Here is a 12,877-nt window from a genome sequence, read left to right on the forward strand (position 1 = left end):
CAGCTAAAGATTAAACATGAAGATCGATAAGATCAACATCTTTAAAGGATGATTCTATGCTTTGTTTCGTTATCTAGTTTTCAAGGAACAAGCTGTCCTGCAACTGGTAAACGAAGTTTCCATCGTTTCAGTTGTCAGTAGGTTTGAGAGTCTATTGCACCTCTCAAAACTGAGCAACGAGTGAGTGAATTTATGTCCGATGACCTACCGTCATCATGGACTCCATAGAAAGGAGGTGATCCAGCCGCACCTTCCGATACGGCTACCTTGTTACGACTTCACCCCAATCATCTACCCCACCTTCGGCGGCTGGCTCCCTTGCGGGTTACCCCACCGACTTCGGGTGTTGTAAACTCTCGTGGTGTGACGGGCGGTGTGTACAAGACCCGGGAACGTATTCACCGCGGCATGCTGATCCGCGATTACTAGCAATTCCGACTTCATGCAGGCGAGTTGCAGCCTGCAATCCGAACTGAGACCGGCTTCTAAAGATTCGCTCCAGATCGCTCCTTCGCTTCCCGTTGTACCGGCCATTGTAGTACGTGTGTAGCCCAGGTCATAAGGGGCATGATGATTTGACGTCATCCCCACCTTCCTCCGGTTTGTCACCGGCAGTCACTCTAGAGTGCCCAACTCAATGCTGGCAACTAAAGTCAAGGGTTGCGCTCGTTGCGGGACTTAACCCAACATCTCACGACACGAGCTGACGACAACCATGCACCACCTGTCTCCTCTGTCCCGAAGGAAAGGTACATCTCTGTACCGGTCAGAGGGATGTCAAGACCTGGTAAGGTTCTTCGCGTTGCTTCGAATTAAACCACATACTCCACTGCTTGTGCGGGTCCCCGTCAATTCCTTTGAGTTTCACTCTTGCGAGCGTACTCCCCAGGCGGAGTGCTTACTGTGTTTACTTCGGCACCAAGGGTATCGAAACCCCTAACACCTAGCACTCATCGTTTACGGCGTGGACTACCAGGGTATCTAATCCTGTTTGCTCCCCACGCTTTCGCGCCTCAGCGTCAGTTACGGTCCAGAAAGTCGCCTTCGCCACTGGTGTTCCTCCACATCTCTACGCATTTCACCGCTACACGTGGAATTCCACTTTCCTCTCCCGCACTCAAGTCATCCAGTTTTCAGTGCGATCCGGGGTTGAGCCCCGGGCTTAAACACCAAACTTAAATAACCGCCTGCGCGCGCTTTACGCCCAATAATTCCGGACAACGCTTGCCCCCTACGTATTACCGCGGCTGCTGGCACGTAGTTAGCCGGGGCTTTCTTCTCAGGTACCGTCACCTCAGGAGCAGTTACTCTCCCAAGCGTTCTTCCCTGGCAACAGAGCTTTACGATCCGAAAACCTTCATCACTCACGCGGCGTTGCTCCGTCAGACTTGCGTCCATTGCGGAAGATTCCCTACTGCTGCCTCCCGTAGGAGTCTGGGCCGTGTCTCAGTCCCAGTGTGGCCGATCACCCTCTCAGGTCGGCTACGCATCGTCGCCTTGGTGAGCCATTACCTCACCAACTAGCTAATGCGCCGCAGGCCCATCCGTAAGCCACAGATTGCTCCGTGTTTCATGATTCCCTCATGCGAGAGAACCAGTTATCCGGTCTTAGCTATCGTTTCCGATAGTTATCCCGGTCTTACAGGCAGGTTGCCTACGTGTTACTCACCCGTCCGCCGCTAACTTCACCCGAAGGTGAAATCCGCTCGACTTGCATGTATTAGGCACGCCGCCAGCGTTCGTCCTGAGCCAGGATCAAACTCTCCATTAAAGTTGTAGAACTTGTAACAGAGCTTGTCTTAAGCTCAAAATTTCTTGCTAGCGAGAATTTGCATTCTCTTTATTTCACTCACTCGTTGTTCAGTTTTCAAAGGGCAATTCATTTGTTACTTATTGTCACCTTGTTTAGCGGCGACTTTTATAATATAACACATTTGCCTATCCTTATGCAAGAGCTTTTTTAAAATTTATTTTATTCTCTACTAGAGCGAAATAACTTTCAAAGCTCTTTAAAAGGAACGAGTTATAAATTACCACAGATGAGATTTATAAGTCAACTGTTTTTCTGAAAAAGTTAATGATACATCCTATTTCTCGCATATTTCGATATTTCCTTAGGCGAGGCCAGTCTGGCATACATCCTGAATATAATTTTGTACCGCGATTCAATGGCCACTTTAATATCTGGATCGATACGTTTGTCATTAAGATCGAACAGCATTTCATCCAGCTCTTTTTTTAACACGTAATCAAGCTCTTTGCATTCTCTTTCATTAAACAAAAAACCAAGCATTGGCTTCTGTGCCCCTTTCGAATATGTGCTGCAACTTGTGGTGAAGACACAAAAAAGGTATGTAACTGGACGAAGAACGTTTTTTCTGCTCTTTTTCAGACATACCTTTTAGGCAAAGCGCACTTGACGCTTTACTGTTATGCACATATTTGGTTGTTTTTATGCGAAAAGGATTTTTATGGTTTCATGAGCCAATAAGTAAAAGTACTCTCAATTAATGCTGCAGCGGACAAAGACACGACCAGAATAATAATTACTGGCAGCAATATCTTTAGGAAAGCGCGAAAATCTTCCTTGTTTTTGGTTACTCTAGCTGGACTGATGACGGAAATGATCGATCTAATAACAAGCGCCCCTAATCTTAAACCTATCGCGCAAGCGAAAATAATCGCCGGTATTTCAATAATTCCATGCGGGAGAATTCCTTTAACCATGTAAAGTAATGACTCTTTCTGTGCGGATGCGGCCATCACATAACCTAACAACAGGCCATTGCCTAACAAAAAGAATAAAGGGAGTACCCCGAAGAACGCCCCTAATCCAATAATTAAAATGGATTTGGACGTATTATTCCAAAAGATCAGCCAGAAAAGTGCCCATTGCTGGTTCGGCTTGTTTGCGATCGATTGAGAAAGCTGCTCCAGACCTTTCATCTGTGCTTCAATATAGGTTTGGAACTGATCCGAAAATCCCGCTCCAAGTATGATTCCTGTAATAAAAACAAGCGCGGATGCAATGAAATAATGTTTCATTCCGGCAAACTGCCGCATCAAATTATTCATGAATTGTCTTCTTCCTCCGATTCCCTGATAGCATATCTTTCTTGTCCCAGCATACATTTTATTAAACTAATATTATACAAGCCCTGCTTGTACCAAGGGCACGAAGGAGGCCAAAGGAACGTGAATTATTTTTACGTGTTGAACGGAAAAAAGATCAAGCAAGCATTTATTATTGCGGTATCCATTCTGTTCGCCATCGGGATTATTTATTCGGAGCGCGATAATGTCACCGTGTTCTCGCAAAACCAGCCTGAAGCTATTTATAGCGTGCAGACAGATAAAAAGGTCATTGCGCTCACCTTTGATATCAGCTGGGGCGATAAGAGAACAGAGCCTATTTTAAAAATTTTAGAGGACAAGGGCGTCAAAAAAGCAACATTCTTTCTCTCTTCTCCCTGGACTAAAAGTCACCCTGACATCGTTAATCAGATTGTAAAGGGCGGATTTGAAATCGGAAGCCATGGACATAAACATACGAACTACAGCGGTTTAAGCGATGAAGAAATCCGTACCCAAATTACTACGGCACATCAAATCATCAGCGAAACTACAGGACAGACCCCCCATTTGCTTCGGCTTCCTAACGGGGATTTTGACAAGAGAGTCCTAAAAATCGCCAGCGATCTTAACTACTCGGTTATTCAGTGGGATACCGATTCCCAGGACTGGTTGAATAAAGGGACGGATAATATTATTAACCGAGTTGTCACCAAGGCTCATCCCGGCGATATCGTACTCCTTCACGCCAGTGATTCTGTAAAGCAAACCCACGAAGCGCTGCCTGTCATTATCGATCAATTAAGAGCCAAAGGATATGAATTCGCTACAGTCAGTGAACTGCTGAAGCAGACACAGGTGGACAATAAGCCCCCGGTCGAAGATCAGGCTATGAAGCAAGTTCACTAACAGCTTATACGTAAAAACACGAAGAGCCGTTACAGCGGCTCTTTGTTTGTGTTCAAAACCTTCGATAAAATTAAAATTTGCCATGCATTGCATGCCAGCAATGGAACCATCATAAATAACGTGGAGGCCGCACTATCCAGTCTTAATGCTGGAACCGCCTCGATTGCAGTCACGGCTGTCATGAAAAATAACGTAGGAATGAATCCGTTACGATTGGTAAGCTTCACTTTCAACATAGCTGCAGCTAACGCCAAAATTAGCATAATCAGCGGGAGAGCAAGATAGGATGCCCAAGCCGAAGATTGTTCTGTATGTCTTAGAATAACAAGATCCACAATAGAGACAACGACCAGAATCACCTGAAGCGTGTCCCAAATCCATTTGCTTCGGACAATCCCCATTGCAATAAATCGGATAATGAGGTAAGCGAAAAAGCCCATCTGACTTAATACACTGATCGTCGCACCACCCAGAAGCATATTTACAATATTAAATCCTAGGGCGGATCCGCCAAGCCAACTGAATTCCTGATCGTTTACCTGTAGAAGAAGGCCGGTGATCAGAGCACCTAATGCGCCGATGAGTAATGTCGTCCAAAACAAATAAAACCACTTTCTAAGCGTCACGGTTTACTCCCCCAAAACATCATGTATACAGAAGTTAATTGTACCAACCTTATCAATAAAAAGCCAACAATCTGACGATTGAAAGTTGCTTTCTCAACAAATACTAACAGCAAAACATTGAAGAAAGGAGCTCCACAAAATGATAAAGTGGTGGTTACGGTCTGTTTCCCTCCTTTTAATTATGGTCCGTAATGAGCTCTTGCGGATCGGATAACAACGCGTCATCCCAAGCGCAGAGCGTTGGCTACAAAGACACAAAGACGATGGTTCTCGATATACTCAAAACGGAAGATGGACGAAATGCCATTCAAAACGCCATGATAAAAGTCACTGCCCAAGATGAGAACCAGTTGAAGTTATTATCGACCGGCGATACCCAACAAATGAAGCTCGCAGTAAAAGATGTACTCACGGACACGGAAAGCAATAAGTTCTTACAGCAGCTTATTCTTGATCCGCGGTTTGCCGGGCAATTTGCCAAAGCCATTCAAAAGGATACGAAGCAGCTGCAAAAGGAATTAATGAAGGACCCTGAGTATCAGCAAGCTTTAAGTGATGCCATGAAAAATCCTGATTTTCAAAAAATGTTGATGGATACAATGAAGGGACCCCAATACAGGCAGCAAATGAAAGCTGTAATGCAGGAGTCCTTGGAAAGCCCCATGTTTAGGCTGGAGCTAATGAACTTAATGAAGAAGGTTTTGGAGGAAGAAGCCTTGCCTAAGAATCAGGGGCAAAACAAACAATCCGGCGGCCAAGGGCAGGGCAGCGGAGAAGGCGGCGACCAAAGCAATCAAAACCAGAAGGATCAAGGCAATAAATAATAAAAAGGACTGGCTTCGGGCCAGTCCTTTTTCATGTCCTTAGCTGACTTTATGAATAACTTGATTCGCAAGCTCCAAGTATATTTGGCCCGTTTCTGAATCTTTCTTATATACGGATGGGGAATAATCCGGCTCAGAAATATGGTTATCAGGAGCACCGAGAGGAATTTGAGCCAGCAGCTCGGTATGAAGCTCTTCAGCGAGCTTACCACCGCCGCCGCGGCCGAAAATGTACTCCTTCTCTCCACAGTGTCCGCATTGATAATAGGACATATTCTCGACGATTCCAAGCATTTCATGGTTCGTATGCTTAGCCATAGCGCCGGCTCTAGCAGCAACAAAGGCAGCTGTAGCATGAGGCGTTGTGATGATGATTTCCTTGCTTTGCGGAATCATCTGGTGCACGTCCAAGGCAACATCTCCTGTGCCTGGAGGCAGATCTAGCAGCACATACTCCACATCTCCCCAATCAACCTCGGAGAAGAAATTGCGAAGCATTTTGCCCAGCATCGGCCCTCTCCAAATGACAGGAGTATTATCCTCAACGAAAAAGCCCATCGAAATGACTTTAACGCCAAAACGTTCAATCGGAATAATCCGATTCTGAACCAGCTGAGGACGCTCTTCGATCCCCATCATATCCGGAACGCTAAACCCGTAAATATCCGCATCGATTAAAGCGACCTTTTTGCCTAAACGAGCTAAAGCCACAGCCAAATTCACTGTAACCGTAGACTTACCGACGCCGCCTTTACCGCTGGCAATCGCAATAAAATGGACTCCCTGTTCAGGATCAAGCAAGTCGCGAACAGGAGCTGCAGGTGTTTCGGAAGCCGCGCTCTTCTCCTGCACCTTACGTGCAGCATCATTTCGGTCAAACTCCGTCATAGCTCTATACCGCAAATGGACTTCTGTGGCTCCAGCCCGTTGAAATGACTCGGTAATCTGCTGCTGGAGAGCGGAACGGTAGTTCTCCTCCTCGTTCGACAGCAATACCGTTGCCGAGACGAGCCCCTCTTTAATCACTATATCCCGAATAAATTGAAGCTCGGTTAAGCTCAATTGAAATTCAGGGTCATAAATATGATGAACCGCATCTAAAAGCTGTTCTTTGGTAAGCACGTTTTCACCTCGAAAGATCATGGATAAGTAGCTCATCTTATTATATCATATTTCATTCAGGAACCCACTTTTTCACCTGAATAGTATCTTAATATCCCCTGATAAATCGCTGCCGCAACTTTCTTCTGATAAGCGGGACTACGCAGCAAGTCGGCTTCCGTCGGATTAGAGAGGAATCCCACCTCAACTAAGGCACTCGGGATCGTTAATGTTTTTAATAAATAAATATTATCCACAGATTTCGCAATTCGATCCGTATTCTGCATATTTTTCTTAATCTCATCTTGAATTAAGGAGGCCAGCGTAGCATTTTCCTTACTTCCCGGGTAGTAGAACGTTTGTGCGCCCGACCATTTGCTTGAAGGAATGCTGTTTAAATGTACGCTGACAAAAAGATCGGATTTCTGCTGTGTGATAAACTGCGCCCGGTTCAGCAGGTCTTCTGTTTTGCGTTTGCTATATCCCTTGGTGGTGGATTGCGCCAGGTCCGTATCATTCTCACGCGTCATCACCACAATCGCTCCAGCCTGCTGCAGATAGTCCCTTAAATGAAGCGCAATGGCCAAGTTAATATCCTTCTCAATAATGCCATCCTTACTCTCTGCCCCCCCGTCTGGCCCCCCATGACCGGGATCTAAGGCAATTTTCTTCCCGGATAAGGGCATGGTCCAATACGTCCATGTTTTGGTTGCCGGCAGCTCATACGTGAACATAAATAGCATTAACGCCACTAATAAAGCCGACATCACGAGCTTTAAGCTCCCATGCATCGTGAGCCATACAACGACCCTTTTCCTCCTTTTAAACATGAAAAATCCACCTCGCATCCCCATAGACTTCTAAATCATCTATATGGGACGAGGTGGACAAATATACCTATGATTGCTTGGATGATGACTGCGCCGCGTTCAACTGTCTCTCATGCCGGCAATTAAAATTTCAGCAACCTCAGGTCTTGTAAACTCAGGCGGCGGGCACTGACTGTCACGCAGCAAAGCACGAACTTTAGTACCTGATAAATGCATATGCTCAGCTTTATCGTGGGGGCATGTTTTGCTGGATGCCATATTTCCGCACTTCGTGCAGTAAAAGCTATGCTCAAAAAATAAAGGAGCAATACCAAGCTCTTCAGCCGTAAAATTGCTGAAAATCTCTTGCGCCTCATACGTACCGTAGTAATCGCCTACACCCGCATGATCGCGTCCGACAATAAAATGCGTGCAGCCATAGTTTTTTCTAACCATAGCATGGAAGATCGCTTCACGAGGGCCTGCATAACGCATAGCAGCCGGAAACACGCCTAGAAATACACGATCCTTAGGATAGTAGTTCTCAAGCAGCACCAGGTAACTGCGCATCCGTACATCGGCCGAGATGTCATCGGTCTTGGTTTCTCCCACTAATGGATTCAGAAACAAACCATCAACGATTTCCAATGCACTCTTCTGAATATATTCATGCGCCCGGTGAACCGGATTGCGCGTCTGGAAGCCGACAACGGTTCTCCAGCCTTTCTCAGAGAAAATACGCCGCGTTTCCGATGGATCATAATAAAACTGTTCAAACTTCTCCGGCTTAGGGCGATTAAGTACCTGGATCGAACCGCCTACATAAGTAGAAGGACGCGATAAAAGCTTTTGTACGCCAGGGTGAGCCGCGTCATCCGTCTTAAATACTTTGACCGCCTCACGCTTCGGATCTGTCTCATAGATGCTTTGGACATCTAGAATCGCATAAACTACATTATCCACTTCACCGACAAGCGCCACTTGCTTGCCAACGGACAATTGAGCCGCTGCATCCTTGTCGACCGGCAATGTAATAGGAATACTCCAAACCGTGCCGTCAGCAAGTCTCATTCGTTTCACTACGGATTCATAATCGTCTTTGTTCATAAAACCGGTAAGCGGTGAAAATGCCCCAACACCAATTAGATCCAGGTCAGAGAGGGTCCACGAGTTGATTTTGAGTTCGAATAATTGCTTCGCCTGGGCAAGCAGCCGCTCTCGTTCCGTACCTTGAACCATACGGTTCACGAGACAGCCGCCATGGGGTTGAATGGTTGACATCAGCCAATTCCTCCTCAGGCTTCGTTTAGCTTATTTATTTATGAAGACCGCATTCAGTCTTCTCAAAACCAGCCCAGCGTCCGGCGCGCGGGTCTTCACCGGCAGCTACCTGACGTGTGCAGTGCTCACAACCGATACTTGGATAGTTGCGATCATGCAGCGGGTTATAAATAATATTATTGCTGCGGATGTAATTCCATATATCTTCAGAGGTCCAGGAAGCCAACGGATTAAATTTCACCAGACCGAATTTGGTGTCGTATTCTACTTTTTTAGAGTTAGCCCGGGTAGGCGCTTGATCGCGGCGAATCCCTGTAATCCAAGCGTCGTAGTTTTTCAAGATATCCGTTAATGGGTCTACTTTACGTATATTGCAGCATTGATTCGGTTGTGACTTCCATAATTCATCGCCAAACTGAGCCGTTTGTTCTTCAAGCGTCAGCTTCGGCAATACTTGGACAAATTCAACACCGTAGTGCTGCTGCAATCTGTCGCGCGTTTCATACGTTTCTTTAAAGTGAAGATTCGTATCCAAATAAAAAATATCCGACTTCGGACTTACCTTCTGCAGCATATCTACCAATACTACATCTTCAGCGCCGAAGCTACAGGCTAGCGTGATATTAGGAAATTTCTCAACAGCCAGCTCGATCAACGCTTCGGGAGACTGATGTTCAAAATTTTCAGCTGCTTCTTGAATCCACTTCTCTTTTTCAAATAAGTTCATTCTCATCGTCCTCCTTATTGAATTCCGAGTATTTTAATATGTTTTATTGTGTATATTTAATTATAATCCCGCCATACTTTTTGTCAATTTAATTTTTTGTTAGGCACTAGTGTATAGTATGACTTCTTAAAAATAAGGTGATACACCAAATAAAAAAACCTTTCCACCGTAGTAGTGAAAAGGTTTTTCGTATCGTTGTATTGTACCGAATCTTAACGTTTCGAGAACTGAGGAGCACGACGAGCAGCTTTCAAGCCGTACTTTTTACGTTCTTTCATACGCGGATCACGAGTCAAGAATCCGGCTTTTTTCAAAGAACCGCGGAATTCTGGATCAGCTTTCAGCAGCGCACGGGAAATCCCGTGACGGATGGCTCCAGCTTGTCCGGAGATACCACCGCCGTTAGCGATAACCAGAACATCGTATTTACCCAATGTTTCAGTCAGGTTTAACGGTTGCTTCACGATCAATTTCAAAGTTTCCAGACCAAAATACTCATCCAAATTACGTTTGTTGATAATAATACGGCCTTCGCCCGGCACCAAACGTACACGTGCTACCGAGTGCTTACGACGACCTGTTCCATAGTATTGAACTTGTGCCACAAGACAGTCCTCCCTTTATATTAACCGCGAAGTTCCCAAACTTCAGGTTGTTGTGCTTGATGCGGATGCTCAGAACCAGCATATACTTTCAATTTCGTTTTCAAGCTGTCGCCAAGACGATTTTTTGGAAGCATGCCGTGAATTGCGAATTCAAGCACACGTTCTGGTTTCGTGTTCAGCAAATCTTGTGCGGAAATTACTTTCAAACCGCCGGAATACAAGGAGTGACGATAGTACATTTTGTTTTGAAGCTTCTTACCTGTCAATCTGATTTTCTCAGCATTGATGATAACAACGAAATCACCTGTATCTACATGCGGAGTAAATTGTGGTTTGTGCTTGCCGCGAATGATACTAGCAGCTTCGCTTGCAAGACGACCCAAAGTTTTGTCGGTTGCATCGATGATGTACCATTTGCGTTCTACTTCATTTGGCTTAGCCATATATGTGGTACGCATGAATAGTTCCTCCTAAACGTAATTGCACTTCGTGCTTGTTTGATGAAATGACACACAGCTATATGATGATCGTATAGATTGAAAAGTCATTCCATCATCAAATCTATCTGCATCATATGTTAATTATTTTCGTTGTGAGAAAAGCAATGGACAATTCCTTGACCCGGGGCCGTGGGATAGCCGATCATGAAACGCCAAGTGATATTGTACTACAAATCATTCGAATAATCAAGGTTTAAAACCTCATCACTATAGGAAACTTCCCACAGCATTAAACCTTGCGGGACCGCTGTACTGACCAGCCTTAGCGCGATTCTTGGCCTCAAGAATCGTTCGAATGTCATCGCTTGAACGTTTGCCTTCTCCGACCTGTAATAAGGTCCCAGCAATGATTCTAACCATATTGTATAAAAAGCCGCTGCCGGTTAAATAAATATGGATAGCATAAGACTCAAGCATGGAATCGGGGGGTTCGCATTCCAGCCTAGCTTCAAAGATGGTACGAATATTGGAAAGCTTGGTTGAGCGGACCGAACAAAAGGAAGTGAAATCATGCGTACCTACGAGGTGCTGCAGCCCTTCCCGCATTGAATCGGTATTCAATTTCGTGGGGTGGAAAAACTCCAGATGTCTCTTAAACAAATCCGGATGCCGGCCGCTGCGAATCGTATACCGATAAGTTTTCCGTACAGCCGATCTGCGGGAATGAAACTCCATCGGAGCCTGTCTGGCGCCGCTGACGACAATGTCCTCCGGCAGCAGCATATTCATCGCTATACACCATCTTTCGACGGGGATCTGCGAAGCCGTATAGAAGTTAATCATCTGCCCCCGGGAATGAACACCCGCATCCGTTCTTCCGGATGAGGTAACCTTAATCACCTCACCGGTTAAACGAAACAAAGCCTTTTCCAAATAATCCTGTATCGTATTTAAACTAGGTTGCGTTTGGAATCCGCTGTAAGCTGTACCGTCATAGCTGACGGTCATACATATGTTTCTCACGGACGACCTCCGACTACAAAAAAAAGGGTTTCATCAGAATCAGAAGATCCCGTCCACCCTTTCCCATCCTTTTATGCACGATCTACTAGCTCTAAATATACCATCGGTGCTGCGTCGCCGCGGCGTGGTCCCAGCTTCAAGATTCTGGTGTATCCGCCTTGACGTTCAGCATAACGTGGAGCCAGTTCAGCAAACAATTTTTGAATTGCATCCTGATTTTCATCAGCTGCTTCACGACGAACAAAGGAAGCAACTTGACGGCGAGCATGCAGATCTCCGCGTTTTGCCAATGTAATCAATTTTTCTGCGATCGAGCGCAATTCTTTAGCCTTAGCTTCAGTTGTTTGGATGCGCTCATGTATAAATAAGTCAGTCACCAAGTCGCGAAATAAAGCTTTACGCGCACTGGAGTCACGACCCAATTTTTGGTATGCCATTTGTGCAACCTCCTTCTGTTAATAATAACCTAACGTTTAGTCTTCCATTCTTAGTCCAAGGCCAAGCTCTTCGAGCTTCTCTTGAACTTCTTCAAGAGACTTACGTCCTAGATTACGAACCTTCATCATGTCTTCTTCCGTTTTCGTAATCAATTCTTGTACCGTATTAATGCCTGCGCGTTTGAGGCAGTTATAAGAACGAACAGAAAGATCGAGCTCTTCGATAGTCATCTCAAGCACTTTCTCTTTTTTGTCCTCTTCTTTTTCTACCATAATCTCAGCATCTTTCGCTTCATCGGTCAAACCGACAAACAGCATCAGGTGCTCTGTCAAGATTTTGGCGCCCAAGCTAACGGCTTCTTCAGGTCGAATACTTCCATCGGTCCAGACTTCGAGGGTTAGTTTATCATAGTTGGTAACTTGGCCGACCCGAGTATTCTCAACGCTGTAGTTGACGCGGGTAATCGGAGTGTAGATCGAATCAATCGGAATCACACCAATAGGCTGATCTTCCTTCTTGTTCTTATCGGCCTGAACGTAACCACGCCCCCGGTTTGCGTGAATCCGCATATGCAGACGCGCATCCGAGGATAGTGTAGCAATATGCAGATCCGGATTCAGGATCTCCACATCGCTGTCACCGCGAATATCGCCAGCCACGACAGCTCCTTCACCTTCAGCATCAATTTCCAACACTTTCTCTTCGTCGGAATGAATCTTTAACGATAGCCCTTTTAGGTTAAGGATAATCTCCGTAACATCTTCCATGACACCCGGAACCGTAGAGAACTCATGCAGCACTCCATCGATTTGAACGGAAGTAACTGCCGCCCCCGGAAGCGAGGACAACAGGATTCTGCGCAGCGAGTTTCCCAACGTTGTTCCGTAGCCTCTCTCAAGAGGCTCTACAACAAATTTGCCGTACGTGCCATCTTCACTCAATGATACGGTTTCTATTTTCGGCTTTTCGATTTCGATCATTTATAACCCTCCTTCAAAACGTCGTTTCCCTCTGGATAACTT

At 45.6% G+C, this 12,877-nt stretch carries 13 protein-coding genes, 1 rRNA gene and 1 pseudogene; 2 read left to right on the forward strand and 13 right to left on the reverse strand.

Going from position 1 to position 12,877, the window contains the following annotated elements; genetic code table 11:
- Nucleotides 1-228: 228 nt before the first annotated feature.
- The 3 genes from ACHHV8_RS30605 to ACHHV8_RS30615 all read right to left on the reverse strand — a co-directional run bounded on the left by ACHHV8_RS30605 (nucleotide 229) and on the right by ACHHV8_RS30615 (nucleotide 3,075).
- Nucleotides 229-1,771 (reverse strand): 16S ribosomal RNA (locus ACHHV8_RS30605).
- 303 nt (nucleotides 1,772-2,074) lie between these two features.
- Nucleotides 2,075-2,293 (reverse strand): hypothetical protein, encoded by a 219-nt coding sequence (locus ACHHV8_RS30610; RefSeq protein ID WP_094018015.1) that lies wholly within the window; start codon nucleotides 2,291-2,293, stop codon nucleotides 2,075-2,077.
- A 176-nt stretch (nucleotides 2,294-2,469) separates the two neighbouring features.
- Nucleotides 2,470-3,075 carry a stage II sporulation protein M gene (locus ACHHV8_RS30615; protein ID WP_395163021.1) on the reverse strand — a complete coding sequence of 202 codons (606 nt, stop codon included), beginning with the start codon at nucleotides 3,073-3,075 and terminating at the stop codon, nucleotides 2,470-2,472.
- A gap of 120 nt (nucleotides 3,076-3,195) precedes the next feature.
- On the opposite strand from ACHHV8_RS30615, the gene pdaB reads away from it, so the two are divergent.
- Entirely contained in the window at nucleotides 3,196-3,981 is a 786-nt protein-coding gene (gene pdaB, locus ACHHV8_RS30620) for a polysaccharide deacetylase family sporulation protein PdaB (RefSeq protein WP_395163022.1), read from the forward strand.
- A gap of 29 nt (nucleotides 3,982-4,010) precedes the next feature.
- Here the strand turns inward: pdaB and ACHHV8_RS30625 are convergent, their stop codons facing one another.
- The gene (locus ACHHV8_RS30625) at nucleotides 4,011-4,607 is read right to left on the reverse strand and encodes a KinB-signaling pathway activation protein (protein WP_395163023.1); all 597 of its coding nucleotides are present in this window, start codon (nucleotides 4,605-4,607) and stop codon (nucleotides 4,011-4,013) included.
- 191 nt (nucleotides 4,608-4,798) lie between these two features.
- Between ACHHV8_RS30625 and gerD the strand changes: the two genes are divergently transcribed.
- Nucleotides 4,799-5,431 (forward strand): spore germination lipoprotein GerD, encoded by a 633-nt coding sequence (gene gerD / locus ACHHV8_RS30630; RefSeq protein ID WP_395163024.1) that lies wholly within the window; start codon nucleotides 4,799-4,801, stop codon nucleotides 5,429-5,431.
- A 39-nt stretch (nucleotides 5,432-5,470) separates the two neighbouring features.
- On the opposite strand, the gene ACHHV8_RS30635 is transcribed toward gerD, so the two are convergent.
- The 9 genes and pseudogenes from ACHHV8_RS30635 to ACHHV8_RS30675 all read right to left on the reverse strand — a co-directional run bounded on the left by ACHHV8_RS30635 (nucleotide 5,471) and on the right by ACHHV8_RS30675 (nucleotide 12,835).
- Nucleotides 5,471-6,553: an Mrp/NBP35 family ATP-binding protein gene (locus ACHHV8_RS30635; RefSeq protein ID WP_395163025.1), complete on the reverse strand. Its 1,083-nt coding sequence runs from the start codon at nucleotides 6,551-6,553 to the stop codon at nucleotides 5,471-5,473.
- 56 nt (nucleotides 6,554-6,609) lie between these two features.
- Nucleotides 6,610-7,362: an N-acetylmuramoyl-L-alanine amidase CwlD gene (cwlD, locus tag ACHHV8_RS30640; protein WP_395163026.1), complete on the reverse strand. Its 753-nt coding sequence runs from the start codon at nucleotides 7,360-7,362 to the stop codon at nucleotides 6,610-6,612.
- Nucleotides 7,363-7,461: 99 nt separating this feature from the next.
- A complete protein-coding gene (gene sat, locus ACHHV8_RS30645; RefSeq protein WP_395163027.1) occupies nucleotides 7,462-8,622 on the reverse strand; it encodes a sulfate adenylyltransferase in 1,161 nt (386 codons plus the stop codon).
- Between the two features lie 34 nt (nucleotides 8,623-8,656).
- Nucleotides 8,657-9,349 (reverse strand): phosphoadenylyl-sulfate reductase, encoded by a 693-nt coding sequence (locus ACHHV8_RS30650; protein WP_395163028.1) that lies wholly within the window; start codon nucleotides 9,347-9,349, stop codon nucleotides 8,657-8,659.
- Nucleotides 9,350-9,561: 212 nt separating this feature from the next.
- Nucleotides 9,562-9,954: a 30S ribosomal protein S9 gene (gene rpsI / locus ACHHV8_RS30655; protein WP_094018023.1), complete on the reverse strand. Its 393-nt coding sequence runs from the start codon at nucleotides 9,952-9,954 to the stop codon at nucleotides 9,562-9,564.
- A gap of 20 nt (nucleotides 9,955-9,974) precedes the next feature.
- On the reverse strand, nucleotides 9,975-10,412 hold the full coding sequence (gene rplM / locus ACHHV8_RS30660; protein WP_395163029.1) for a 50S ribosomal protein L13: 438 nt from the start codon (nucleotides 10,410-10,412) through the stop codon (nucleotides 9,975-9,977).
- Nucleotides 10,413-10,621: 209 nt separating this feature from the next.
- A pseudogene (truA, locus tag ACHHV8_RS30665) lies at nucleotides 10,622-11,417 on the reverse strand (tRNA pseudouridine(38-40) synthase TruA).
- A 71-nt stretch (nucleotides 11,418-11,488) separates the two neighbouring features.
- Nucleotides 11,489-11,854, reverse strand: a complete 366-nt coding sequence (rplQ, locus tag ACHHV8_RS30670; protein WP_395163030.1) for a 50S ribosomal protein L17 — start codon at nucleotides 11,852-11,854, stop codon at nucleotides 11,489-11,491.
- 36 nt (nucleotides 11,855-11,890) lie between these two features.
- Nucleotides 11,891-12,835, reverse strand: a complete 945-nt coding sequence (locus ACHHV8_RS30675; RefSeq protein WP_094018027.1) for a DNA-directed RNA polymerase subunit alpha — start codon at nucleotides 12,833-12,835, stop codon at nucleotides 11,891-11,893.
- Between the last annotated feature and the right edge of the window lie 42 nt (nucleotides 12,836-12,877).

The organism is Paenibacillus sp. TAB_01, from assembly GCF_043945595.1.
Taxonomy (GTDB): Bacteria; Bacillota; Bacilli; order Paenibacillales; family NBRC-103111; genus Paenibacillus_S.

What these genes read in the sequence shown, in the direction of transcription:
- ACHHV8_RS30650 (WP_395163028.1), bottom strand. Translation starts at nt 9,349, where the DNA reads ATGAACTTATTTGAAAAAGAGAAGTGGATTCAAGAAGCAGCTGAAAAT.
- rplM (WP_395163029.1), bottom strand. Translation starts at nt 10,412, where the DNA reads ATGCGTACCACATATATGGCTAAGCCAAATGAAGTAGAACGCAAATGG.
- ACHHV8_RS30615 (WP_395163021.1), bottom strand. Translation starts at nt 3,075, where the DNA reads ATGAATAATTTGATGCGGCAGTTTGCCGGAATGAAACATTATTTCATT.
- gerD (WP_395163024.1), top strand. Translation starts at nt 4,799, where the DNA reads ATGAGCTCTTGCGGATCGGATAACAACGCGTCATCCCAAGCGCAGAGC.
- rplQ (WP_395163030.1), bottom strand. Translation starts at nt 11,854, where the DNA reads ATGGCATACCAAAAATTGGGTCGTGACTCCAGTGCGCGTAAAGCTTTA.
- ACHHV8_RS30610 (WP_094018015.1), bottom strand. Translation starts at nt 2,293, where the DNA reads ATGCTTGGTTTTTTGTTTAATGAAAGAGAATGCAAAGAGCTTGATTAC.
- ACHHV8_RS30675 (WP_094018027.1), bottom strand. Translation starts at nt 12,835, where the DNA reads ATGATCGAAATCGAAAAGCCGAAAATAGAAACCGTATCATTGAGTGAA.
- sat (WP_395163027.1), bottom strand. Translation starts at nt 8,622, where the DNA reads ATGTCAACCATTCAACCCCATGGCGGCTGTCTCGTGAACCGTATGGTT.
- cwlD (WP_395163026.1), bottom strand. Translation starts at nt 7,362, where the DNA reads ATGTTTAAAAGGAGGAAAAGGGTCGTTGTATGGCTCACGATGCATGGG.